Origin of the sequence: Streptomyces sp. NPDC053431 (assembly GCF_044544925.1) — a bacterium.
Classification (GTDB): Bacteria; Actinomycetota; Actinomycetes; order Streptomycetales; family Streptomycetaceae; genus Streptomyces.
The window spans coordinates 18,657-43,103 of sequence record NZ_JBITXX010000021.1 but is presented as its reverse complement, the minus strand read 5'-3'; the positions used below and the strand labels follow the sequence as shown (position 1 = coordinate 43,103).

Genomic DNA, 24,447 nt, shown 5'->3' with positions numbered 1-24,447 from the left:
CTCCACCCCGAAAGACATAGACACCGACTGCGAAGTCGCTGAACCGAGGGGAACCCTCCCGTGCCTGCCACCACCCGTACCACCCTGCACCGCGGCCTGGCCGCCGCGGCCGCTCTGCCCCTGCTGGTCGGAGCGCTCGCCTCTTGCGGCTACGGCTCCGAGGCCAAGAACGACGAGAAGAAGGTGGCAGCCGAGGGCACGAAGCTCTCCGCCGACACCGTACGGCTCGGGTACTTCCCCAATCTCACGCACGCCACGGCCCTGGTCGGCGACCAGGAGGGCATCTTCCAGAAGGAGCTGGGCGGCACCGTCCTCCAGCCCACCACCTTCAACGCCGGTCCGTCCGAGATCGAGGCGCTGAACGCGGGCTCGATCGACATCGGCTTCATCGGCCCCTCGCCGTCCATCAACGGCTACACCAAGTCCAAGGGCACCAACCTGCGCATCATCGGCGGCTCGGCCTCCGGCGGCGTGAAGCTGGTGGTCAACCCCGAGAAGATCAAGACCCTGGACGACGTGAAGGGCAAGCGGATCGCCACCCCGCAGCTCGGCAACACCCAGGACGTGGCCTTCCTCAACTGGGTAGCCGAAAAGGGCTGGAAGGTCGACTCGCAGAGCGGCAAGGGCGACGTCTCCGTCCTCCGCACGGACAACAAGATCACCCCGGACGCCTACAAGGCCGGCTCCATCGACGGCGCCTGGGTGCCGGAGCCGACCGCGTCCAAGCTGGTCAGCGAGGGCGCGAAGGTCCTGCTCGACGAGTCCGACCTGTGGCCGGACAAGAAGTTCGTCATCACCAACATCATCGTGTCGCAGAAGTTCCTCAAGGAGCACCCCGACGTGGTGGAGGCCGTGCTGCGCGGCTCGGTGAAGACCAACGAGTGGATCAACGCGAACCCGGAGAAGGCGAAGGCCTCGGCCAACGCCAAGCTGAAGAAGCTCTCCGGCAAGGCCCTCGGTGACAAGGTCATCAACAACGCCTGGCCGTCGATCCAGTTCATCGACGACCCGCTGGCCGCCACCCTCCAGGCGCAGGCCGACCACGCCGTGAAGGCGGGTCTGCTCAAGCAGCCCGACCTCAACGGCATCTACGACCTGAAGGCCCTCAACAAGGTCCTGAAGGCCGCGGGCAAGCCCGAGGTCTCCGACGCCGGCCTCGGCGTCAAGTAAGCAGTCCGAAAGCGCTACCCAGGAGGTGACGACCATGGCCACGACCACGACGCTCGCCAAGGCCGAGGACCGCGTCCGCGCGGCCGGGCACGCCGCGCGCATCGAGCACGTCTCGAAGTCCTTCGGCGGTCCCGCCGGCGGTCAGCTCGTCCTCGACGACATCTCGCTCGATGTCGCCCCGGGCGAGTTCGTCACCCTCCTGGGGGCCTCGGGCTGCGGCAAGTCCACGCTGCTCAACCTGGTCGCCGGGCTCGACCGGCCGTCCGCGGGGTCCATCGAGACCCCCGGCGGCCGGCCGGCCCTGATGTTCCAGGAGCACGCCCTTTTCCCGTGGCTCACGGCGGGCAAGAACATCGAACTCGCGCTGAAGCTGCGCGGGCTGCCGAAGGCGGAGCGCCGCCCGGAGGCCGAGCGGCTGCTCGAACTCGTGCGGCTCGGCGGCTCGTACGGCAAGCGGGTGCACGAGCTGTCCGGCGGCATGCGCCAGCGGGTCGCGCTGGCCCGGGCGCTCGCCCAGGACAGCGACCTGCTGCTGATGGACGAGCCGTTCGCGGCGCTCGACGCGATCACCCGCGACGTCCTGCACGACGAGCTGACCCGGATCTGGCGCGAGACGCGGCTCTCGGTCCTGTTCGTCACCCACAACGTGCGCGAGGCCGTGCGGCTGGCCGAGCGTGTCGTCCTGCTCTCCTCCCGGCCCGGCCGGATCGCCCGGGAGTGGACCATCGACATCCCGCAGCCGCGCCGCATCGAGGACACCGCCGTGGCGGAGCTGTCCGTCGAGATCACCGAACACCTGCGTGGGGAGATCCGCCGTCATGGCCAGCACTGAGACCACCGCCGACGCCGTCAAGGCCGACGACCTCGCCGGCCTGGAGGCCGGACTCGACGCCCTGGACAGCGTGCAGCTCCACCGCACGCCGGTGCGTGAGGTCCTCCTGAAGAAGGTCCTGCCGCCGGTCCTCGCGATCGCGCTCGTCCTCGTGGTCTGGCAGCTGCTGGTGACCGCGAAGGTCGCCGAGGAGGGCAAGCTGCCCTCGCCCGGCGCCGTGTGGGACAGCCTGACCACGATGTGGCTGGAGGGCACGCTCCTCGAGGTGCTGTGGACCAGCGTGTCCCGCGCGCTGCTCGGCTTCCTGCTCGCGCTGGCGATCGGCACCCCGCTGGGACTGGTCGTCGCCCGGGTGGGCGTGATCCGTACCGCGATCGGCCCGATCCTGTCGGGTCTGCAGTCGCTGCCCTCGGTGGCCTGGGTGGCGCCGGCGGTGCTGTGGCTGGGCCTCAACGACAGCATGATGTACGCGGTGATCCTGCTCGGCGCGGTGCCGTCGATCGCCAACGGCCTGGTGGCCGGCGTGGACCAGGTGCCGCCGCTCTTCCTGCGGGCGGGCCGGACGCTCGGCGCGACCGGGCTCAAGGGCGCCTGGCACATCGTGATGCCGGCCGCGCTGCCGGGCTATCTCGCGGGCCTGAAGCAGGGCTGGGCGTTCTCGTGGCGTTCGCTGATGGCGGCGGAGATCATCGCCTCGTCGCCCGACCTGGGCCTCGGCCTCGGCCAGCTCCTGGAGAACGGCCGCAACAACTTCGACATGCCGGGGATCTTCCTGGCGATCATCCTGATCCTGCTCGTCGGTGTCGCCATCGACCTGCTGTTCTTCAGCCCCCTGGAGCGCGCGGTGCTGCGCCGCCGCGGCCTGCTGGTGAAGGCCTGACCATGACCGCCCCGACCCTCCTCGTCATCGCCCACGGCAGCCGCGACCCGCGGCACGCGGCGACCGTCCAGGCGCTCGTGCGCCGGGCCGGTCTGCTGCGGCCCGGGCTGCGGGTGGAGACGGCGTTCCTGGACTTCAACCTGCCGTCCGTGCCGGGGGTGCTCGACCGGCTCGCCGCGGACGGGGTGCGGGAGGTCGTGGCCCTGCCGCTGCTGCTCACCCGCGCCTTCCACGCGAAGGCGGACATCCCCGCCGTGCTGCGCCAGGCCCCGGCCGGGCTGCGGGTGCGGCAGGCGGACGTCCTGGGCCCGTCCCCGCTGCTGCTCGCGGCGGTGGAACGGCGCCTGTACGAGGCCGGGCTGACGCCCGGCGACAAGAGCACGACCGGGGTCGTCCTGGCCTCGGCGGGCTCCACCGACCCGGAGGCGATCGCAGTGATCGCAGAAACGGCGCGGGAGCTGCGGCGCACCGGTTGGTGCTCCGTGCGGCCTGCGTTCGCCTCCGCATCTCTTCCGCGCACGGACGAGGCGGTCCGCGCCCTGCGCGCGGAGCCCGGCGTCCGGCGCGTGGCGGTCTCCCCGTACGTGATCGCCCCGGGCCGTCTCCCGGACCGCATCGCCGACGGCGCGGCCGAGGCCGACGTCCTCGCGGACGTCCTGGGCCCCTCCCCGGAACTGGCCCGGCTGCTGCTCGACCGCTACGAGGAGGCCGTGCGCGCCCCGGAGCGGGTGGCGGTCGCCGGTTAGGGCTTACGGCCGCTCGCCGCGAGGGCCCGCGTGAAGGCCCCGGCCTCGGCGGGGACCGCGACCGGGGCGGCGAAGCCCTCGTACGTGCGGTACATCTCGGCGTAGCGCTCGACGACGTCGAGGAGGTGGCGGCCGGTGTCCTCGGGCAGGGTGAAGTCCTGGCCGGTGGCTTGGGCCAGGTCCCAGCCGTGCAGCGCGAGTTCGGCGACGAGCATGGCGGCGATCTCGCCGGCGGGCAGGGAACTTCCGCCGCCGAAGTCGATGTCGCCCTCCCATGCCTCGGGCTTGGCCCAGGCGGCGAGGGCCCGGTCGAGCTGGGCGGCGTACCGCTCGGACCAGTCGGCGTCGGCGGTGAAGTCGCGGGTCACCAGCTCCTCGGGGAGCTCGGTGCGCAGGGCGCGGCGTTCGAGGCCGTGCGCCGTGTAGAGGACGAGGTGGTTGGCGAGCTCGCGGACGGTCCAGTCGGTGCAGCCGGACGGTCCGGCGAGCTGCTCGGGGGTGATGCCGCGGGTGACCCGGGCGGCCTCGGCGGCGCAGGCGGTGAGGTGGGCGTGGATCTCGTTCATGCCGTCCACGCTAGGGAGCCCGCTCGGCGCCGGTCTTGAACTTTCGCGACACCCGGGCGCCGCGGCCGGCGCCCGGCCGGTCGGTCAGCCGAAGTCGAGGCCGCCGGTGCGGGTGCGCTTGAGCTCGAAGAGGTCGGGGTGGCCGGCCAGGACGCGGAAGCCGTCGAAGAGTTCGGTGGCCTTCTTGCCGCGCGGGATGGCTCGGAGCACCGGGCCGAACCAGACGGTGCCGTCGACGTGGATCGTGGGGGTGCCGACGTACCCGCCGGCCTCGGGGTCCATGCCGGCGTTGTGGCTGCGGCGGACCACCTCGTCGTAGGCCGGGTCGTGGGCGGCGGCGGCGAGGTCGGCGGGAAGGCGGAGTTCGGCGAGCGACTCGGCGATCACGGCGTCGAAGTCCTTGTTCTTCCGCTCGTGGATGCGGGTGCCGTACGCGGTGTAGAGCGGGCGCAGGATCTCCTCGCCGGCCTTGTCGGCCGCGGCGGCGGCGACCCGGACGGGGCCGATGGAGGCGTCGACGAGGGTGCGGTACCAGTCGGGGAGTTCGTTGCCCTCGTTGTGGAAGTAGAGGCTCATGAGCCGGAAGCGGAGGTCGATGTCGCGGTGCCGCTCGACTTCGAGGATCCAGCGGGAGGTGATCCAGGCGAAGGGGCAGGCGGGGTCGAAGTAGAAGTCCACGGTCGTCGTCATGCGGGAAGAGTAATCCGGGTTTGGCCCGGCGCTCCGGGCCATTCAGGCGCTGTTCGACTGGGCCATTTCAGCTGTGCGGGCCGGTCATCTCGACGAGCTTGACCACGGTGTTCCAGTTCCGCGCCGTGACCGTGAGGCCCTTGAAGAGGGCCGGCCGGGAGAGGGCTTCGCCGAGCTTGGAGCGGCCCAGCCCCTCGGGGGCGTAGAGGTAGAGGACCCGGTCGCCGAGCGCGAACTCCTCGGGCAGGAAGGCGTCCCGGTCCAGTCCGGCGAATCGCTTCTCGTCGACGGCGCCGGAGAGGTAGAAGGCGTGGAGCTGCTTGCCCTGGAGCTCCGCGGCGGGGAAGGGACAGTTCTCGACGACGGCGACGAGGTAGTCGTGGTCGCGGACCAGACAGTCGACGGTGAATCCGAAGCGCTTCTCGATCGCCGCCTCGACGGCCTGCCGCACGGTCTCGTCGGAGTGGTCCGCGCCGGCGGTGAAGACGGCGTTGCCGCTCTGGAGGTAGGTCTTCACGTCCCGGTAGCCGAGGCCTTCGAGGACCGAACGCAGCTCCGCCATCGGGACCTTGCGGTGTCCCCCGACATTGATCCCACGGAGCAGCAGGGCGTACGTCGTCGTCATGGTCACACCATAGGGCGGCCGCCGCGCCCCGTGGGGGAGGGCACGGCGGCCGCCGTTCAGGGGTTCGCCGTCACTACTCGACGATCTTCAGGAGCCGGTTGGCGGTGCCGGGGCTCGCGTTGCCGATCTTGTCGGGCGTGGCCCCGGTGATCAGCGCCTGGGCGACCTGGTCCGGGGTGGCGTCCTGGTGCGCCGCGAGGTACACGGCGGCGGCGCCCACGACGTGCGGGGTGGCCATCGAGGTGCCGGAGATGGTCTTGGTCCCGGTGTCGCTGTCGTTCCAGGCCGAGGTGATCTCCGAGCCCGGGGCGTAGAGGTCCACGACCGAGCCGAAGTTGGAGAAGTCGGACTGCTGGTCGTCCTTGGTGGAGGAGGCGACGGTGATCGCCTCGGGCACGCGGGACGGGGAGCCCTGGCCGGCGTCGGAGGACTCGTTGCCGGCGGCGACGCCGAAGGTGACGCCGGAGGCGATGGCCTTCTTGACCGCGTCGTCGAGGGCCGGGTCCGCGCCTCCGCCGAGGCTCATGTTGGCGACGGACGGGCCCTGGTGGTTCTTGGTGACCCAGTCGATGCCGGCGACGACCTGCTCGGTGGTGCCGGAGCCGGCGTCGTCCAGGACGCGGACGGCGACGATCTTGGCCTTCTTGGCGATGCCGTGCTCGGTTCCGGCGATGGTGCCGGCCACGTGCGTGCCGTGGCCGTTGCCGTCCTGGGCGGTGTCGTCGTTGTCGACCGCGTCGAAGCCGTACGAGGCACGGCCGCCGAAGTCCTTGTGGCTGATGCGGACGCCGGTGTCGATGACGTACGCGGTGACGCCCTCGCCGGCGCCGTCGGGGTAGGTGTACTTGGAGTCGCCGGCGGTGTCGGTCTGGTCGACCCGGTCCAGGCCCCAGGAAGGCGGGTTCTCCTGGGTGGCGCTGATGGAGAACTTTCGGTTCTGGACGACCTTGGCGACGGCCGGGTCGGCGGCGAGGCGCTTGGCCTCGGTCTCGGTGAGGCCGTTGACGGAGAAGCCGTTGATGGCGGAGTCGTAGCTGCGGCGCAGGGTGCCGCCGTACTCCTTCGCCAGGTCGGCCTTGTTCGCCTTCTCGTCGAGCAGCACGACGTAGCTGCCCGCCACGGCGCCCTCGACGCCGAGGCCGTAGACCGTTCCTTCGGCGGGCGCGGGGGCCGCGCCGGCGAACGGGCCGGCGAGGACGGTGACTCCGGCCGCCGCGGCGATCGCGGTCGTAACGGCGATGATCCGGACGCGCTTGCGGTCACGCTTGTGTATTGCCATGAAGAGGGGTCTCCTCGTCAGGATTTGTGGGGGGTAGGGCCGTTGGAAGGAAACCCTCCGGCGGCCCGTTCGAAACCCTGACCGATTGACGAGTGCAAATCAAGGCCTTCACAGACCTGTGACTTTTTCAACAAGGTTTCTTAATAAGAAAACAGGGCGAGTCGGATCAACTCGCCCTGCTCGCATACGCGTCGACGCCGTCGCGATTCCGCCAGCCCCGCCTCGATCAGGTCAGCCGCGCGCCGCGCCCCGCCTTCGCACGCCATCCCCTTCGCGATCTCCCGCGCCCGGCGGGAGACTTGGGGATCGTCGGCGAGGGCATCGCGGTGGGGAGGCCCTCCTGACTGCTTCCGGCGCCCGCGGCCCGCCCCTGCCGCACAGGATCTAGCCGCGCTGGTAGCGGGCGAGGACCCGGTTGCCGTCCGTGACCAGTCGGCGGCGCAGCTCCTCGGTGTCGATCGCGCCGCTGTAGTACTCCTGGAAGGCCGGGGTGGCGACCTTGTCCTTCCACTCGGGGTAGCCGCGCACCGACTGGGCGGGGGCCGGCCGCAGCTGCCGGGCGACGGCCGCGCCGGTGGCCCAGCCGAACTCCGGGGTGTGCAGGGCGGGATCGGCGAGAGCGGCGGTCGAGGTGGGCAGCATCCAGTCGCCGAGGGCGAGCCGGACCATGTTGCGCGGCTGGAGGAAGAAGTCGAGGAACAGCGCCGCCTCCTTCTTGTGAGGGCTGTCCTCGGCGATGGAGAGGGTCTGCGGGCTGACCCCCTGCGCGAGGCCGCCGGCCCCGGCGGGAGCGGGCAGCACGATCCAGTCGAAGCCCTTGGGCGCCTGCTGCGCGATCTGCTGCCGGTACGAGAAGCCCAGCGGGACCATCGCGTACCGGCCCCCGAAGAAGCCCGGAAGCGTGTCGGAGCCGCCGCTGCCGAGGGTGGCGCGGGAGGCCGTGCGGTCGGTGTCGATCATGGCTCGGACGGTGCCGGGGACGACCGCGTCGGCGTCGGTGAAGCGGAGCGTGACCTTGTCGTCCGCGCCCCGGTGGAAGAGCCGGCCACCCGCCGACAGTCCCAGGTTGAGCGAGACGGAGACCGGTTCCTTGAGCGGCCAGGCGACGGCGTACCGCCCCTCCCCCATCCGCGCCGTCAGGTCCCGCGCGACCTGCCGGAACTCCTGCCACGTCCAGGGCCGTCCGGCGGTCGGGATCCGGACTCCGGCCTCGGTCAGGATCCTGCGGTTGGCCATGATCACGCGTGGTTCCTGGAGGAACGGCACGGCGTGGATCCCGTCGCCGAAGGTGGTGGTGCGCCAGCTGTGCGCGGGGATGTCGGCGCGCAGCCGCTCGGACAGCAGGGGCCGCAGGTCGGCGAGGTAGCCGCCGTAGGCGAAGTCCGCGAGGTCGTCGGAGGCGTCGTGGATGAGGTCGGGCGCCTCGCCGCCCTCGAAGGAGGTGAGCAGCTGGTCGTGGACGGAGTCCCAGCTGCCCTGGACGTAGTCGACCTGGATGTCCGGGTGGGCCGCGTTCCACTCCCTGACGAGCTGCTTGTTGGCGTCGACGGACTCGTTCTGCCAGGCGAGGGACTGGAAGCGGAGCCGGATCACGCCGTCGTCGGCGCCGCGCGAGCCGTGGCCGGCGGTGCAGCCGGTGAGCAGCAGCGCGAGGGCGGCGGCCGCGGCGAACACCCGTACGCGACGGAGCCGGACGCCCCTCATGACTTCACCGCCCCGGCGGCCAGGCCCCCGGTGATCCGCCGCTGGATGAGGGCGAAGACGACGAGCGAGGGCAGGGTGGCGAGGAAGGCCGCGGCGGCGAGCGGGCCGAGGTCGGCGACGCCCTCCGCGCCGAGGAAGTGGGTGAGGACCACGGGCAGCGTCTGTTTCTCCGGGGTCTTGAGGAGGACGAGGGCGAAGAAGAACTCGTTCCACGCGGTGACGAAGGCGAAGAGCGCGGTGGCGACGACGCCGGGCGCGAGCAGCGGGCCGATGACGGAGACGAGGGTGCGCAGCCGGCCGGCGCCGTCGACGGCGGCGGCCTCCTCCAGTTCGGCGGGTACGGCCCGGACGTAGCCGGTGAGCATCCACAGGGCGAAGGGCAGCGACCAGACCACGTAGACCAGGACCAGGCCCGGCAGGCTGTTGACCAGGTGCAGGTTCTTGAGCACGAGGAACAGCGGGATGATCAGCAGGACGAACGGGAAGGCCTGGCTGACCACGACCCAGCCGCTGGCGGCGGCGGTGAGCCGGGAGCGGTGGCGGGCGAGGACGTAGGCCATGGGGGTGGCGACGGCGACCGCGACGAGCGCGGCGGCGAGCGCCGCCAGCAGGCTGTTCCCGGCGGCTCTCAGGAGCGGCTGCTCGTCGAAGGCCTGCCGGAAGTTGTCGAGGGTGGGGTCCCGCGGGATCCAGGTGGGGTGCAGCGAGCCGAGTTCCGTCGCGGGCTTGAAGGCGGTCGACACCAGCCACAGGAACGGGAAGGCGAGGAAGACCAGGTACGCGAGGAGCGCCGCGTACTGGCCGGCGCGGGCGGGTCCACTGGTGCGGAAGGCGCTCACCGGGCTTTCACCGTTCCTCCTTGAGCCGGCCGACGAGATACAGGGCGAGGAGTACGGAGACGACGGCGACGAGCACACAGCCCATGGCGGCGGCGTAGCCGAACTGCCCGTAGCGGAAGGCCTCCTCGTAGGCGAAGAGCATGGGGAGCCGGGTGCGGCCGCCCGGCCCGCCGTTGGTCAGCACGTAGACCAGGGCGAAGGAGTTGAGGTTCCAGACGAAGTTCAGCGCGGTGACGGCGAGGGCGACCGGGCGCAGGGCGGGCCAGGTGACGGTGCGGAAACGGCGCCAGGCGCCGGCGCCGTCGAGGGCGGCGGCCTCGTGGAGCTCGCGCGGGGTGTTCTGGACGCCGGCGAGCAGCGCGACCGTGGTCTGCGGCATGCCGGCCCAGACGCCCACCACGATCACCGCGGGCAGTGCGGTGCCGAGCCCGCTGAGCCAGGCCCGGCCGTCGCCGAGGCCGAGGTCGTGGAGGGTCTCGTTGAGGATGCCGGCGTCGGGGTTGTAGACCAGCCGCCACATGATGCCGACGACGACCTCGGGCATGGCCCAGGGGACGATCGCGAGCGCCCGGGCGAGCCAGCGCAGCCGGAGGTTCTGGTTGAGGAGCAGGGCGAGCCCGAGGGACAGCAGGAACTGCGGGACGGTGACGCCGACCGCCCACAGCAGGCCGATGCGGAACGAGTCCCAGAACAGGGTGTCGTGCAGCAGGTCCTGGAAGTTGAGGGTGCCGGTCCAGCGGGTGGCCTGGGTGCGGCCCGACTGGGCGTCGGTGAAGGCGAGCGCGATGCCGTAGAGGAGCGGCCCGACGCTGAGGACCAGGATCGGCAGGAGCGCGGGCAGGACCAGGAACCAGGCGCCGAAGTCCCGGCCGGCACCGCCGCGGGACCGGCCCGGGGTGGTGCGCTCTGCGGACCGCTCGGGCACGGTCGTCACACTCACCGATGCTCCCCCTGTGCGCTGTGTCACCTAGGGCATGGGACTCGGTCATCGTCGTGACGGGCCGTCGGTTCGTCAAGGTGACCTGCGTGGATGCGAGACTTTGGCGGAATCGCATCTGCGGTGCGCACCTGCTTGTGGGGAGAGAACGATGGACGAGGCGCGGGCCCGAGAGCTCCTGGCCGCCGCGGGACTGCGGGCGGCCGACGCGAGGCTGCTGGCGCTGGGCGAGAACGCGGTCTTCGCGCTCGGCGACCTGGTGGTCAAGGTCGGCCGGGACGCCGAGTTGCTGCCGCGCGCCGCACGCGAACTCGCCCTGGCCGGCTGGCTGGAGGCGGCCGGTGTCCCGGCCGTACGGGCCGCCGAGGCCGAGCCGCTGACGGCCGAGGGGCACCCGGTCACGCTGTGGCACCGGCTGCCGGAGGCCGTGCGGCCCACCGAGCCCCGCGATCTGGCCCCGCTGCTGCGCCTGGTCCACGCGCTGCCCGAGCCGCCCGGCCTCACGCTGCCGCGCCGTGAGCTGCTCGGCGGGGTCGAGCGCTGGCTGCGGCTCGCCGGCGACGCGATCGACCCGGCCGACGCGGCCTTCCTGCGCGAGCGCCGCGACTCCTTCGCCCCGGCGGCCGCCGCGCTCACCCCGCACCTCACGCCCGGTCCGATCCACGGCGACGCGCTCCCCCGCAACGTCCACGTCGGGCCCGAGGGGCCGGTCCTGGTGGACCTGGAGACCTTCTCGTCCGATCTGCGCGAGCACGACCTCGTGGTGCTCGCCCTCTCCCGGGACCGCTACGGCCTCGACCCGGCCGCCTACGACGCCTTCACCGAGGCCTACGGCTGGGACGTCCGGGAGTGGGAGGGCTGCGCGGTGCTGCGCGGGGCGCGGGAGACGGCGAGCTGCGCCTGGGTGGCCCAGCACGCCCCGGCGAACCCGAAGGCGCTCGCGGAGTTCGAGCGGCGGGTGGCCTCCCTGCGGGAGGGCGATCCCGAGGTGCGCTGGTACTCCTTCTGACGGGCCGTCCGTCACCGGGACCTGGCATCATGGGCCGGTCGAACCGACCGGTAACGAACGGGGTGTTGTGATGCGGATGGAACTGTCGGAGGTCACGCTCGACGTCGAGGTCAGCGGCGAGGGACCGGCCGTGCTGCTGCTGCACGGCTTCCCGGACTCGCACCGGCTGTGGCGCCACCAGATTCCGGTGCTCAACGCGGCGGGGTTCCGGACGGTCACGCCCACCCTGCGCGGCTTCGGCGGGTCGGACCGGCCGGAGGGCGGCGTCGAGGCGTACCACCCGGCGAAGCACGTGGGCGACATGCTGGAGCTGCTCGCCCGGCTCGACGTCGACCGCTGCCATGTGGTGGGTCACGACTGGGGCTCCGGGGTGGCGCAGGGCCTCGCGCAGTTCGCCGCCGAGCGGGTGGCGAGCCTGACGGTGATGTCGGTGGGCGACATCACGGCGGTGCTGGGGCCGGACAGCTGGCAGGAGCGCCAGCGCATGTGGCACATGACGATGTTCCAGTTCGAGGGGCTCGCCGAGGAGTGGCTGTCCCGCGAGGACTTCGCCCACCTGCGCGAGATGCTCACCGACCACGCCGACCTCGACGAGGTGCTGGAGCCGTTGCGCGCGCCCGGCGCCCTGACCGCGGCATTGAACATCTACCGCGCCGCCCTGCCGATGGAGGTCCAGCTGGGGGTGCCTCCGACGCCGACGTCTTTCACCATGCCGGTGATGGGTGTCTGGTCCACCGGCGACCGCTTTCTCACCGAGCGCCAGATGACGGCCATGGCCGCGCGTGCCCCCGAGCGCTGGCGCTACGAGCGTGTCGAGGACGCCGGGCACTGGTTCCAGCTGGACCAGCCCGAGCGGGTGAACGAGCTGCTGCTCTCCTTCCTGAAGGAGAACGGCTAGCCGACGACCGGCGCCGGCTCGCGCACCGGCCAGGTCGGGTCGACGACCGCGTCCGCGTCGCCCTTGCGGCGCAGGAAGGACTGGAAGTCCTCGGCCCACTCCCGGTACCAGCCGATCTGGCGCTCGTGCAGCGCGGCCGGGTCGAGCGCGGCGACCGAGGCGTGCCGCTCGGCTATCGCGATCGCGACCCGGACGGCGGCGAGCGCGTCGGCGGCGGCCTGGTGGGCGGCGGTGAGCTCCACCCCGTACTCCGCGCAGACCGCCTCCAGGGTGCGCTTGCCGCGCCGGTAGCGGTCGACGGCCCGGTCGATCGTGTACGGGTCGACGACCGGGCCCATGCCCCGGCCGCCGAGCCGCTCCTCCAGCGAGGGCAGCCCGTGCCGCCGCAGTTCGGCGGTGAGCAGGGTCAGGTCGAACGAGGCGTTGTACGCCACGACCGGGACGCCCTGCGCCCAGTAGCCGGTCAGGGTCTCGGCGATCTCGTCGGCCACCTCGCGCACCGGGCGTCCCTCGGCGGCGGCGCGCTCGGTGCTGATGCCGTGGATCGCGGACGCCTGCGCCGGGATGCGGATGCCCGGGTCGGCGAGCCAGTCGCGCTGCCGGACCACCCGGCCGCCGTGGACGCCGACGATCGAGGCCGTGACGATACGGGCCTCCAGCGGGTCGGTGCCGGTCGTCTCCAGGTCGAAGCCGACCAGCGGTTCCCCATGCCAAGCCATCGGGTCCTCCTTACGTGATCTCCCCCGTGGTGAGGGACACCCTCGCACGCGGCACTGACATTCCGGTCGGGGGGCGTCAGGAGACCGGCCGGGAGTCGAGCCACACCGACTCGAACTCCTCCCTGTATGTTGCGAAAAGTCCGTTTTCGCCGTCCCGGTCGAAACCCTGCCCGGCACGCACCACGTTCCGCCCGCCGCCGCGCAGCACGAGGACCGGCGCCTCCATGCCGCGGGCCTTGCGCAGATAGGACTGCACGACCGCGACCCCGTCCGGGCCGTCACCGTCGACCAGGTACACGGTGAAGCGCGGGGTCTCGTCGAAGACGTGGATCTGGAAGGCGCCCGGGTCGCGCAGCCGGGAGCGCACCCGGCGCATGTGCAGGATGTTCATCTCGACCGAGCGGCTGAGCTCGCCTTTCTTCAGACCGAGTTCCCGCTCCCGCCGCTTGACCGCACTGCTGGCCGGGTTGAGGAAGAGCAGCCGTATGCGGCAGCCGGACTCGGCGAGCCGGACCATGCGCCGGCCGGAGAAGTTCTGCACGAGCAGATTGAGACCTATGCCCGTGGCGTCGAGCCGGCGGGCGCCGCCGAAGAGGTCCTCGGCCGGCAGCTGCCGCTGCAGCCTGACCCGGTCGGGGTGGACCGAGACCACGTCCGCGTACCGGTCGCCCACCAGGTCCTCGACGGCGTCGACCGGCAGCCGGTCGGCCGAGGGGACCCCCGCCCCGCTCCCGAGGATCTCCAGGAGCCGGGCGGAGGCCCGTTCGGACTGGGCGAGCACGGTCAGCGACAGCGCCCGGTTGCGGGAGACGACGTTGCGGGTCACCTCCAGCTCGTCCAGCGCGAGCTCGACCTCGCGCCGGTCGTCGAAGTAGGGCTCGAAGCACGGCCAGTGCTGGACCATCAGCTCCCGCAGCTGCGGGAGCGTGAGGAAGCTGAGGACGTTGTCGTCGGCCGGGTCGAGGAGATAGCCCTTGCGCCGCGAGACCTCACGGACGGCCACGGCCCGCTGGACCCACTCCTGGCCCGCCGGCCCCGCGGCCGCCACGACCCACTCCTCGCCGTGCACCGGCTCGTAGACCGGCCGCAACACCGCCGCGACGACGGCCCGCAGCCGCTGCTCGACGAGATTCAGCCAGATGTAGGCGCGGCCGGCCCGCTGGGCCCGGGTGCGCACCTCGCTCCACGCCTCCGCGCCCCACTCCAGCTCGGCCCCGATCTCCACCGGCCGTGCGACGGAGACCGCACCGGGCGGACCCTCCGCGGGGTCGGCCGGCCCTCCGTCGTGACCCGCCTCGCCTGGGGGCAGCTCCAGACCTCCCGAGCTCACCCGCGCACCGCCTTCTGCTCCCGGACATCCGGTCCGGCCGACTGGAACACCATCTGACAACGATCAAGGAAGGGTACTCCGGGAGCGGGAGGCGGTGCAGCCGGATCGACCGGCCCTTTGCTCAACTGCCCTGGCGCGGCGCCCCGTTCTGGCCGGCGAGATCGGCCGGAGTGAGCGGATTCATAGCGGTTACGTCCCTGGGCACGAGCTGGAATCCCTGCCAGTGCACGGGCATCGGCTGCTGGTCCTCGTCCCGGGCGACGTGGTGGAACCCGATGTTGACCCACACGGCCGGGTCGGTCAGCGTCTCCCCGTTGACCCACTTGTCCACGCTGTCGGGGGCGTTGCGCCCGCAGTCGAGGATGTTGTTGCTGGCGAACTGCTCACAGGCGCGGGCCTGGGTGAAGTAGAGGTCGTGCTTGGTGAAGCCGCGGCCCGCGTAGGTGTTGGTGTGGCCGGGAACGATCTCGTACGAACGGGCGTGGCCGTCCTTGTTCTTGCCGGTCGCGCTCACCACCCGCCACCAGCGCATGTTCCGGGCGTCCCCGGCCAGTTCCCTGGTGACCGGCGTGCGCTTGGTCTTCACGGTGGGGCTGCCGTCGCGGGCCGGCGGGGTGACCGTGGAGTCGTACTGCTCGATCCGGCCCTTGGTGCTGCCGTCGAGGCCGAAGTCCAGCTTCCAGAAGACGTTGTGGGCGTGGCTGGTGGCGTAGTCGCGGGCCCCCTTGCCGATGGGCCAGCCACGTCCGTCGGTGGCGTTGTAGTCGCCGGGCGAGAGGCTGCCGGTGGCGCCGACGTTGGCGGCGATGGTGCCGTCGGAGGAGAACCGCCACTCGGTGATGTACTCGTACCAGGCCACCTTGTTGACGGTGTAGACGAGCAGGTCCTTGCCCTGGGCCTGCCAGACCTTGGTGCCTTCGTCGTTGGCCATGCGGTAGGCGTGGCCGCGGGCCCGGGTGGTGGTGCACAGGCCCTTCACCTGGCCGCTGTCGGGCACCTTCACGGAGGTGATGGTGCCGCCGGGACACTCGCCGGGCTTGAGGTTCTGCAGGCCCCAGCCGAAGCCGGCGCCGGTGAGGTCGTCGTACTCGGCGTTGCCGTCGTCGTAGGGGACGTGGATCTGGGCGAGCTTGGCGCTGTTGAGGACCCGGATCGGGGCGGGCTCGCCGGGCGGCTGGTAGGTCACCTTGTCCAGGATCAGCCCGGAGTCGGTGGAGTAGCGCCAGCACATGCGCCACACGGTGCCCCCGTCGAGCTTCTGCTCGATGCGGTACGCGGCGGAGCAGTCGGCCGGCGCGGGGGCCGCCGGCGCGGCCGGGGCGGCGCTCACGGGCGTGGCGCCGCTCGTGGTGGCGACGGTGCCGAACAGGGCGCCTGCGGCGAGGACGGTGCCCGCCGTGCGGGCATGCCGAAGTCGCGGAGAGGTCATGTCGAACGTACTCCCTCGGTACGGACGTGCGGGGTGGAACCGGGCCGGTGGTCAGCCGACGCGGGTGACGCTCCTGGCGCTGAGGTCGACGACCAGGTCGCGGGTGTCGATCCAGGAGCCGTTGAGGATCTTGGTGACGAGCCGGACGCACCGGTGCTCGCCGCACTTCCGCAGCTCCGCGGGCACCTTCGCCTCGCGGTAGGTGCGGTAGACGTCGCCGTTGAACCAGAGCTGTCCCGTGGAGGTGAGCTCCTTGCCGGTGGCGTCCTTGTAGTCCTCCTTGACGCCCTGGCCGAGCGGGCTCGCCAGGATGAGCTCCAGGGCCGCGCGGAGCTCCTCGGGGTGGGCGGAGGGCTGCACCCCGCGCTGGCTGCCGGACTGCTCGACCTTGCCGGTGGCGAGGTCGACCGTGCGGGTGACGAGCTCGTCGCGCCCGTAGTCGTAGAAGCGGACGACGGCGCGGCGGGGGCCGCCTGCCGGGTCACCGGGCCGCGGGTCGGCGAGCTCGGTGCCGAGGTGCTGGGGACCGCGGCCGCCCTCGGCGTTCCTCCCCCAGGATGCGGCCGGCGGTGCCCCCGCGGCGGCGGCCGGCGGGGTCAGCGCCAGGGCCTCGGCCCGCTTGAGCTCGTCGTCGGTGAGCGGGTCGGTGCCGACGCCCCGCGCGCCCTCGGGCGGCGCGGAGGCGAGGGTCGCGGGGCCGGGCTCGGGTCCGTCGGTGCGCGGCGCGCCCGGGGTCCCGGGGGCCGTGCCGTCGGTGGCGGCGGCGCCTCGGGGCACCTCGTCCGCCCCGGCGCTGCCGGGCAGGGTGACCGCGACCGCGACGGCGGTCCCGGTGATCGCCATGGCCGTGCCCGCCACCACCTTGCCCAGATGGCGGCGCACTATTTCGTACACTTATCCCCCCAGCTGTTCAATTTTCCCCCTATTGAGGCGGGTGGTCACCCGGTAGGACGGGTCGAAGTCCTAGGAGGTTGCCCCTGTTTCGGGCAGGATCTGGCCGAAGTACCCCCCTTACCCCCGGATCAGAAGTGGAAGAGTTTCGCCTATGCAGGTCTGGCCGGGACAGGCGTATCCCTTGGGCGCCACCTACGACGGCGCAGGAACGAATTTCGCGGTCTTCTCGGAGGCCGCGGACAGGATCGAGCTGTGTCTGCTCCATGACGACGGCTCGGAGACGGCGGTGGAGCTGCGCGAGACCGACGCGTTCGTACGGCACGCCTATCTGCCGGGCGTGATGCCCGGCCAGCGGTACGGGTTCCGGGTGCACGGCCCGTACGCGCCGGAGCGCGGGCTGCGCTGCAACCCCGCGAAACTGCTCCTCGACCCGTACGCGCGTGCGATCTCGGGTCAGGTGAAGTGGGGCGAGGCGGTGTACGGCTACCCCTTCGGGCGGCCGGACGCGCGCAACGACCTCGACTCGGCGCCGCACACGATGACCTCGGTCGTGGTGAACCCGTACTTCGACTGGGGCGACGACCGGCGCCCGCGCACCGAGTACCACCACACGGTGATCTACGAGGCCCACGTGAAGGGCCTGACCAAGCTCCACCCGGACCTCCCGGAGGAGCTGCGCGGCACCTACGCGGGGCTCGCGCACCCGGCCGTCATCGGCCATCTGAAGGAGCTGGGCGTCACGGCCCTGGAGTTGATGCCGGTCCACCAGTTCGTGAACGACCACCGGCTGGCCGACGCGGGGCTCGCCAACTACTGGGGCTACAACACCATCGGCTTCTTCGCCCCGCACAACGCCTATGCCTCCTGGGGCGACCGGGGGCAGCAGGTCCTGGAGTTCAAGTCCGCGGTGCGGGCGCTGCACCAGGCCGGCATCGAGGTGATCCTCGACGTGGTCTACAACCACACCGCCGAGGGCAACCACCTGGGCCCGACGCTCTCCTTCCGGGGCCTGGACAACCCCTCGTACTACCGGCTCATGGGCGACCCCCGCTACTACATGGACACCACCGGCACCGGGAACTCGCTGCTCATGCGGTCCCCGCACGTGCTCCAGATGATCATGGACAGTCTGCGGTACTGGGTCACGGAGATGCACGTGGACGGCTTCCGCTTCGACCTGGCGGCCACCCTGGCCCGCCAGTTCCACGAGGTGGACCGGCTGTCCTCGTTCTTCGACCTGGTGCAGCAGGACCCGGTGGTCAGCCAGGTGAAGCTGATCGCCGAGCCCTGGGACCTGGGCGAGGGCGGCTACCAGGTGGGCAACTTCCCGCCGCAGTGGGCCGAGTGGAACGGCATGTACCGGGACTGCGTGCGCGATCTGTGGCGCGGCGAGCCTCGGACGCTCGCCGAGTTCGCCTCCCGGCTCACCGGCTCCTCGGACCTCTACCAGGACGACGGGCGCCGCCCGCTCGCCTCGGTCAACTTCGTGACCTGCCACGACGGCTTCACGCTGCGCGACCTCGTCTCGTACAACGAGAAGCACAACGAGGCCAACGGGGAGGGCAACCGGGACGGCGAGAGCTACAACCGCTCGTGGAACTGCGGCACCGAGGGCGAGACGGACGACATCGGCATCCGCGAGCTGAGGGCCCGCCAGATGCGCAACTTCCTGGCCACGCTGATGCTGTCGCAGGGCGTGCCGATGCTCGCCCACGGCGACGAGTTCGGACGCACCCAGGGCGGCAACAACAACGCCTACTGCCAGGACAGCGAGGTCGCCTGGGTACGCTGGCCGAAGTCGGGCAGCGAACCGGAGGCCACGCTCCTGGAGTTCACCCGGGCGATGGTGCGGCTGCGCCGCGACCATCCGGTCTTCCGGCGCCGTCGCTTCTTCCACGGGCGACCGGTGGAGGGCACCCACGACGAGCTCACCGACATCGCCTGGTTCACCCCGCAGGGCGAGGAGATGACCGCCCGGGACTGGCAGGCGGCGCACGCCCGGGCGCTGACCGTGTTCCTCAACGGCAACGCGATCTCCGAGCCGGGCCCGCAGGGCGAGCGGATCACCGACGACTCCTTCCTGCTGATGTTCAACGCCTCCTCGCAGGAGCTGGATTTCGAGGTGCCCGACAGTCACGGCGAGTGCTGGAAGGTGGTCGTGGACACCTCCCACCCGGAGGGGATGCCCCCGGAGGAGGGCCCGAAGGTGGGCGCCGGCGAGCGGGTGACCCTGGCCCCGCTCACGCTGACGGTGCTGCGCCGGCCGGCCTGAGCGGCCGCGCACTCTCCGCCTGCGCCCGCCGCCCTCCGTCCGCCGCCCTGCGCCCTCCGTCCCGGCGGGCGTAGGGCGGGCCGACCCGGGCACGGCCGGCCGACCCGGGCGCGGCGGGCCGCCCGGCCCCGCGGCGGGCCCGGCCGGTGCGCCGGCAGCGGGGGCACGTCCGTTCGGCGGCACTCGTACGAGTGAATCCGCGCCCGTCGCCGCCCGTCGCCCGCCGGGGCGGCGCCCGTACGTAACGCGCGCCACACGAACGGACGCGGGCGGCGATGACACAGACCGCTCCGCGCGGGGTACGTACGTTCGCATGACGTCCTCCTCGGAACGGGCGCTGCCCTCCGCCACCTACCGGCTCCAACTCCGTCCGGAGTTCCCGTTCGCCGCGGCCGAGCAGGCCGTGCCGTACCTCGCGGAGCTCGGGATCTCGCACCTCCATCTGTCCCCGGTCCTGGAGGCGGTGCCCGGCTCCGCCCACGGCTACGACGTGACCGACCACCGTTCGGTACGGGCCGAGCTCGGCGGCGAGGCGGGGCTCCGCGCGCTCGCCGCCACCGCCCGGGCGCGCGGGCTCGGCCTGGTCCTGGACCTGGTGCCCAACCACATGGCGGCCTCGCCCCGGCACAACCACGCGCTGCGCGCCGTGCTGCGCGAGGGCCCGGACTCGCCGTACGCCCGCTGGTTCGACATCGACTGGGCGGGGGGCGACGGACGGATCCTGCTTCCGGTGCTGCCGGGCCGCCTCTCCGAGGTACGCGAGCGGATGCGGGTCGCGGACGGGGTGCTCCTCCTCGACGGGCAGGAGTTCCCGCTGCGCGAGGGCACCGCGGAGCTGCCGCTCGACGAGCTGCTCGACGCCCAGTGGTACCGGCTCGCCTGGTGGCGGCTGGCCCGCACCGAGCTCAACTACCGCCGCTTCTTCACCATCTCCGATCTGATCGGGGTCCGGGTCGAGGACCCGGAGGTCTTCGCCGCGACCCACGCGAAGGTCCTGGAGCTGGTGGCGGACGGGATCGTCGAGGGGCTGCGGATCGACCACCCGGACGGGCTCGCCGACCCGGAGGGCTATCTGGAGCGCCTGGAGGAGGCCACCGGCGGGCGGTGCTGGACGGTGGTGGAGAAGATCCTCACCGGTGCCGAGCCGCTGCCCCCGTCCTGGCCGGTGGCCGGCACCACCGGCTACGACGCCCTGCGCCAGGTCGACGGGGTCTTCACCGATCCGATCGGCGCCGCCGAACTGAGCGACGTCTACCGCGAGTTCGTCGGCCGGGCCGGGGACCGGGGCGGCTACTGGGAGGCGACCGCCCGGCGCGCCGCGTACAAGGTGGTGACCCACGAACTGGCAGCCGAGACGGCCGCGCTGACCCGGCTCGCGGACCGGATCTGCGCCGCCGACCCGGGGCTGCGCGACCACGCGCCCTGGGCGCTGCACACCGCGATCCGCGAACTCCTCGTCCGGGTGCCGGTGTACCGCACGTACCGCACCGGCGGGGAGCTGGTGCTCACCCCGGAGGCGGCGCGCGGCGCGAAGGCCGCGTTCGCGGTGCCGGAGGAGGCGACCGCGGTGGACGTGGTCCGGGACCTGGCCCTCGGCGCGGCCGGCGACGGGCCCACCCACCGGGCGTTCCGGGCCCGCTTCGCGCAGACCTCCTCGGCGCTGCGGGCGAAGTCCGTGGAGGACACCGCCTTCTACCGCTACACCCCGCTGCTCTCGGCGAACGAGGTCGGCGGCGATCCGGGCCGCCCGGCGGTCGCCCCGGACGAGTTCCACGCCTTCTGCGCACGGCTCGCGCGGGACTGGCCGGCCACCGGGACCGTGCTGACCACCCACGACACCAAGCGCAGTGCCGACGTACGGGCCGGGATCGCGGTCCTCGCGCAGTGCCCGCAGCGCTGGGCCGAGCTCCTGGAGGAGGTCTCCGGCGTCCCCGCGCCCGATCCGCACCTGGCGTGGACGGCCTGGCAGACCGCCTTCGGCTTCGGCAGCCCGGACGCGGCGCGGCTCGGGCCCGCGATCCTCAAGTCCGTCCGGGAGGCGGGCCTGCACACCAGCTGGACGGAGCCGGACGCCGGGTACGAGCGGGCCGTGGCCGACTTCGTGGCGGCCGGGCCCGGCCGGATCCCGCTGCGGACCGCTTCGGAGACCGCGTTCGGCCTGGAGCCGCACATCCGGGCCCACCTCCTCGGCGCCGCGCTCGTGCAGCTGACGATGCCGGGGGTGCCGGAGCTCTACCAGGGCACCGAGCGGGAGTACCGGGCCCTCGTCGACCCGGACAACCGGGCGCCGTTCGCGATCGGCCCGGACGACGACAAGACGGCCCTGGTCCGCGCGGCCCTGCGGCTGCGCCGCGCCCACCCGGAGTCCTTCGGCCCCACGGGCACGTACGCCCCGCTGACCGCCACCGGCCCGGCGGCCCCGCACTGCCTGGCCTTCGGGCGCGGGTCCCGGGTCCTGACGGCGGTCACCCGGCTCCCGCTGCGGCTCGAGGAGGCGGGCGGCTGGCAGGACACGTCGCTCGCGCTGCCGGCGGGCCGCTGGCTCGACGTCCTGGACGGGATCCGGGAGTTCACCGGCGGCCCGGACACACCGGTGAAGCTGGCGGAGCTGTTCGAGGAGCGGCCCGTGGCGCTGCTCGCGCGGGGCTCCGAGGCGTCCGGCGAGGAGCCGCGATGACAAGATGACGATCATGAGAAGAGATCGAGTCGGACGGCTCGTCGGCGCGGCTTTCGGGCTCGTCTTCATCCAGGCGAACGTGGGCGCCCTGCCGGCGCACGTGGCCTCACCGCTGCGGGTGCTCGCGGTCGCCGCCTTCGTGGCCCTGGTCGTCTTCGGACGGCGCCCCGTGGCGGCCGGTACGGCGACTACGGCCGTGACCGGGGCCGGGAGCGAGCCGGGGAGCGGGGCCGGGAGCGAGCCGGGGACGGCGTCGTTCGGGCGGCGCTACTGGTACGTGGTGGCGGCCGAGGTGCTCGGGCTGGCGGCCGGTCTCGTGGTGATCGCCCGGGTGCTCCACGCGCCCGAGGCGTCCGTGGGCTGGATCGCGTTCGTGGTCGGTGTGCACTTCTTCGGCCTCGCGGCCGCCTGGCGCAGGCCTTCCCTGCACCTGCTCGGCGCGGGCATCGCGGTCTGCGGGGCGGCCGGCCTGGCGCTCGCCGCCGGCGGCGCGTCGACCTCGGTGATCCGGCTGACGGCCGGTGTCCTGCCCGGCGTACTGCTGCTCGCCTCGGCCGGGTGGGCCGGGCGGCCTCGGGCCGGCGCGGCCCCGGCGGTGTCCTGACCGGGGCGCGGCCCATGGGCGTGAGGGGGCGAGGAGAGCGAACGGACTACGGACGAATTCGGTTTCGTGAGAAGGAAGCCCGTTCATGGCCTCGCCCCGGAAGGACCGTAACACTCAGGCGGGGATCAGGTCGCGCAGGTTTTCCGGTGTGATCACGAGCGAGCCCGGGGGCAGACCGTCGGGGCGCGCCAGCCCGACGAAGGTGACGGGCTCCTCCGGCAGGGTCCGGCCGTCCCACAGCGTGGTGCGCGCTCCCGCCCCGGCCATCAGGTCCGTGAGGTGCCGGACGGTCAGGGGGGTCCGTTCGACCAGTCCGCGCACCAGCACCGCGAAGGTCACCACGTTCTCCTCGACGCGGTTCTCCGCGGGCTCGCCCTTGAGGTAAAGGTGCAGCCAGCGGGCCTGCCAGCGGCCCTCGGCGTCGCGCTGGAAGGCGAGCGGAAGCGCGATCCGGCCGGGCCCGCGCAGGTCCGACTTCATGCGCACCGTGCGCGGTTCGAAGGGCCGGCCCTTCTGGTCGGCGTCGCGCAGCATGAAGCCGAAGAACGACTCCTCGACGCGGTCGAAGCCCTCCCCGGCGTAGACGTGCACCTGCGGGACGATGAAGCTGCCGCGCACTCCGGCCAGCCGCAGGTCGATGAACTCCGAGGCCCCGTCGGGGGCTTCGACGACATCGCCGGAGTGGGCGCCTTCGAGCGTGGCGAGGGAGGTGTACGACAGCCACGTGACGGCGTCGTAGTCGGCGTCCAGGAGGATCGCCGACAGGTCGTGGTCCGTGGTGCGCCCCGACTGCTTCCAGTACGTGAAGAAGCGCAGCAGTTCGCCCTCGACCGGCGAGACGGAACCGCGCGGCAGGGTGCCGAGCCCCGGGGCGGCCGCCCGGCCGCTCAGCGGGAGCGCCACGTCCAGGACGTCGGGGTCGACGAGCAGCCGCTCCGGGACGGTGAGCCGGCGCCGGGTCTCCGCGTCGAGGACCGCGACGAGCCGCTCGCGGACGGCCGGCGGCAGCGGCGGCCGGGTGTCCTCCGTGACCCAGGCGCCACCGCTCCGGTTGACGAACACCCGGCGCGACTCGCCCTGCCCGGTGCGGTTCCGGACGTGCTCGCGCACGGAGAGCACGACCCGCCCGGAGACGCGCGGCGCGGCCCGCTCGGCGGCGGCGAGGACGGCCTCGCGCTGCTCGCCCTCGGCGGCCGTGCGCAGCAGGCGGTCCAGGGAGCGGAAGAGGGCGCCGGGCGCGGTGGCGGCCAGCAGGCCGGCGGCCCCGGTGACGTCGCCCTCGCCGAGCAGCCGCTCGACGCGGCGGGCGAGCGACGGCGCCCGCCGTTCGCCGCGGGCCACGGCGAACACCTCGGCCGCGTGCGGCCACTGCGGGTACTCGTGCGGGTGCAGCCGTTCCCCGAGCCGCTTCCACGCCTCCCGGCGCGCGGGTACGTCGGCGAGCTTGGCCGGGTCCGCCGCGACGAGGGCGTCGAGGCCCGCGAGCAGGGCCCGGCGGTGCGGCCGGGACGGCGCGCGGAACCGGGTCGGCTCGCGCAGGCCCACGTCCCCGTCCGAGAGGGCGCAGGCCAGCCGCAGGACGTCGGTGACGGTGTCGAGCAGCAGGCCGGCGCCGGCCTGGAGCCGGGCCCGGTTGACCACGGCGCGGATCTCCCGGACCGGGAGGGCGGCCGGCTGGGGTCCGTGGGCGTGGTGCCCGGCGAGCACCGCCAGGTCGCCCAGGTGCTCCTCGCCGAGCGGCGCGCGGCTTCCGGCGAGGGCCAGGTACAGCGCCTCGGCCTCCTCGTCGAGGGACGCGCCGAGGTGCAGCACCGTCACGCGGTCGCGCGCCGACGCGATCAACTCGTCGTGGACGGCGGCCATCTCCTCGTACGTGTGCCGGTACCGGCCGTACGTCGGCAGGGTCAGCAGGTCGATCCGGCCCTCGCGCAGCCGGGCGAGCGTCCCGGGGCGCGTCTCCCGGTCGGCGAGGGCGAGGGCGACGCACTCGTTCCAGAAGGCGCCGGTGTCGGGCACGTTGGCGGGGAAGTCGACGAAGTACGGGTTGTGCCGGACGTCGTCGCCGACGAGTTCGCGGACCGTCTCCAGGGTCCGGGCGGCGGTCTCCAGGACCGTCTTCTCGTCCCGCGCGGACAACTCGGCGAGCAGCCCGGTCGAGAGCTTGAAGCCCAGGGACATCAGGGTCACGTCGAACTGCCGTGCGGCGACGCCTCCTTGCCCGGGTCGGTCCGCACCGGCCGGGACGGGAACGCGAAGGGTGTGCCGTACGACCAGTCGTTCGAGAGTGTGACGCATGGGGGAAATGCTCGCAGCCGCCCAGGCCATGTCGCACACGGATTTCGGCCGG

At 72.7% G+C, this 24,447-nt stretch carries 21 protein-coding genes; 9 read left to right on the top strand and 12 right to left on the bottom strand.

The window, feature by feature from the left end; genetic code table 11:
• The first annotated feature begins 60 nt into the window (after positions 1-60).
• Genes ACIGXE_RS32830 through ACIGXE_RS32815 form a run of 4 tightly spaced genes read left to right on the top strand, consistent with a single transcriptional unit; the run spans position 61 to position 3,628 of the window.
• The gene (locus tag ACIGXE_RS32830) at positions 61-1,170 is read left to right on the top strand and encodes an aliphatic sulfonate ABC transporter substrate-binding protein (protein WP_399753232.1); all 1,110 of its coding nucleotides are present in this window, start codon (positions 61-63) and stop codon (positions 1,168-1,170) included.
• A gap of 34 nt (positions 1,171-1,204) precedes the next feature.
• A complete protein-coding gene (locus ACIGXE_RS32825; protein ID WP_399753230.1) occupies positions 1,205-2,002 on the top strand; it encodes an ABC transporter ATP-binding protein in 798 nt (265 codons plus the stop codon).
• A complete protein-coding gene (locus ACIGXE_RS32820) occupies positions 1,989-2,882 on the top strand; it encodes an ABC transporter permease (RefSeq protein ID WP_399753229.1) in 894 nt (297 codons plus the stop codon). Before ACIGXE_RS32825 ends, ACIGXE_RS32820 begins: the two co-directional genes overlap by 14 nt.
• Positions 2,883-2,884: 2 nt before the next feature.
• Positions 2,885-3,628, top strand: coding sequence for a sirohydrochlorin chelatase (locus ACIGXE_RS32815; protein ID WP_399753227.1), 744 nt, complete (start codon positions 2,885-2,887; stop codon positions 3,626-3,628).
• On the opposite strand, the gene ACIGXE_RS32810 is transcribed toward ACIGXE_RS32815, so the two are convergent.
• The 7 genes from ACIGXE_RS32810 to ACIGXE_RS32780 all read right to left on the bottom strand — a co-directional run bounded on the left by ACIGXE_RS32810 (position 3,625) and on the right by ACIGXE_RS32780 (position 10,265).
• A complete protein-coding gene (locus tag ACIGXE_RS32810) occupies positions 3,625-4,194 on the bottom strand; it encodes a TIGR03086 family metal-binding protein (protein WP_399753226.1) in 570 nt (189 codons plus the stop codon). The two genes, ACIGXE_RS32815 and ACIGXE_RS32810, sit on opposite strands and share 4 nt — an antisense overlap.
• 84 nt (positions 4,195-4,278) lie before the next feature.
• On the bottom strand, positions 4,279-4,884 hold the full coding sequence (locus ACIGXE_RS32805; RefSeq protein ID WP_399753224.1) for a DsbA family protein: 606 nt from the start codon (positions 4,882-4,884) through the stop codon (positions 4,279-4,281).
• Positions 4,885-4,951: 67 nt separating this feature from the next.
• Positions 4,952-5,509: a DUF1697 domain-containing protein gene (locus ACIGXE_RS32800; protein ID WP_399753222.1), complete on the bottom strand. Its 558-nt coding sequence runs from the start codon at positions 5,507-5,509 to the stop codon at positions 4,952-4,954.
• A 73-nt stretch (positions 5,510-5,582) separates the two neighbouring features.
• Positions 5,583-6,788 (bottom strand): S8 family peptidase, encoded by a 1,206-nt coding sequence (locus tag ACIGXE_RS32795; RefSeq protein WP_399753220.1) that lies wholly within the window; start codon positions 6,786-6,788, stop codon positions 5,583-5,585.
• Between the two features lie 384 nt (positions 6,789-7,172).
• Complete coding sequence (locus tag ACIGXE_RS32790) at positions 7,173-8,492, bottom strand: ABC transporter substrate-binding protein (protein ID WP_399753218.1); 1,320 nt, start codon at positions 8,490-8,492, stop codon at positions 7,173-7,175.
• A complete protein-coding gene (locus tag ACIGXE_RS32785; RefSeq protein ID WP_399753216.1) occupies positions 8,489-9,331 on the bottom strand; it encodes a carbohydrate ABC transporter permease in 843 nt (280 codons plus the stop codon). Before ACIGXE_RS32785 ends, ACIGXE_RS32790 begins: the two co-directional genes overlap by 4 nt.
• Positions 9,332-9,338: 7 nt before the next feature.
• Positions 9,339-10,265: a carbohydrate ABC transporter permease gene (locus tag ACIGXE_RS32780; protein ID WP_399753354.1), complete on the bottom strand. Its 927-nt coding sequence runs from the start codon at positions 10,263-10,265 to the stop codon at positions 9,339-9,341.
• A 154-nt stretch (positions 10,266-10,419) separates the two neighbouring features.
• On the opposite strand from ACIGXE_RS32780, the gene ACIGXE_RS32775 reads away from it, so the two are divergent.
• Entirely contained in the window at positions 10,420-11,277 is an 858-nt protein-coding gene (locus tag ACIGXE_RS32775) for a phosphotransferase enzyme family protein (protein ID WP_399753214.1), read from the top strand.
• A 76-nt stretch (positions 11,278-11,353) separates the two neighbouring features.
• Positions 11,354-12,175: an alpha/beta fold hydrolase gene (locus tag ACIGXE_RS32770; protein WP_399753212.1), complete on the top strand. Its 822-nt coding sequence runs from the start codon at positions 11,354-11,356 to the stop codon at positions 12,173-12,175.
• Here ACIGXE_RS32770 and ACIGXE_RS32765 read toward each other — a convergent pair.
• The 4 genes from ACIGXE_RS32765 to ACIGXE_RS32750 form a co-directional block, all read right to left on the bottom strand.
• Positions 12,172-12,894: a 3'-5' exonuclease gene (locus tag ACIGXE_RS32765; protein ID WP_399753211.1), complete on the bottom strand. Its 723-nt coding sequence runs from the start codon at positions 12,892-12,894 to the stop codon at positions 12,172-12,174. The genes ACIGXE_RS32770 and ACIGXE_RS32765 overlap by 4 nt on opposite strands.
• Before the next feature lie 76 nt (positions 12,895-12,970).
• Positions 12,971-14,224 carry an SAV2148 family HEPN domain-containing protein gene (locus tag ACIGXE_RS32760; RefSeq protein ID WP_399753209.1) on the bottom strand — a complete coding sequence of 418 codons (1,254 nt, stop codon included), beginning with the start codon at positions 14,222-14,224 and terminating at the stop codon, positions 12,971-12,973.
• A 121-nt stretch (positions 14,225-14,345) separates the two neighbouring features.
• Complete coding sequence (locus ACIGXE_RS32755) at positions 14,346-15,653, bottom strand: copper amine oxidase (protein WP_399753206.1); 1,308 nt, start codon at positions 15,651-15,653, stop codon at positions 14,346-14,348.
• A 51-nt stretch (positions 15,654-15,704) separates the two neighbouring features.
• On the bottom strand, positions 15,705-16,547 hold the full coding sequence (locus ACIGXE_RS32750) for a Tat pathway signal sequence domain protein (RefSeq protein ID WP_399753205.1): 843 nt from the start codon (positions 16,545-16,547) through the stop codon (positions 15,705-15,707).
• Between the two features lie 151 nt (positions 16,548-16,698).
• Between ACIGXE_RS32750 and glgX the strand changes: the two genes are divergently transcribed.
• The 3 genes from glgX (at position 16,699) to ACIGXE_RS32735 (ending at position 22,100) form a co-directional block, all read left to right on the top strand.
• Positions 16,699-18,819, top strand: a complete 2,121-nt coding sequence (gene glgX, locus ACIGXE_RS32745; RefSeq protein ID WP_399753204.1) for a glycogen debranching protein GlgX — start codon at positions 16,699-16,701, stop codon at positions 18,817-18,819.
• 313 nt (positions 18,820-19,132) lie between these two features.
• Entirely contained in the window at positions 19,133-21,496 is a 2,364-nt protein-coding gene (gene treY / locus ACIGXE_RS32740; protein ID WP_399753202.1) for a malto-oligosyltrehalose synthase, read from the top strand.
• A 13-nt stretch (positions 21,497-21,509) separates the two neighbouring features.
• Entirely contained in the window at positions 21,510-22,100 is a 591-nt protein-coding gene (locus tag ACIGXE_RS32735; RefSeq protein WP_399753200.1) for a hypothetical protein, read from the top strand.
• A 114-nt stretch (positions 22,101-22,214) separates the two neighbouring features.
• Here ACIGXE_RS32735 and ACIGXE_RS32730 read toward each other — a convergent pair whose 3' ends face one another.
• The gene (locus ACIGXE_RS32730) at positions 22,215-24,395 is read right to left on the bottom strand and encodes a hypothetical protein (protein ID WP_399753199.1); all 2,181 of its coding nucleotides are present in this window, start codon (positions 24,393-24,395) and stop codon (positions 22,215-22,217) included.
• Between the last annotated feature and the right edge of the window lie 52 nt (positions 24,396-24,447).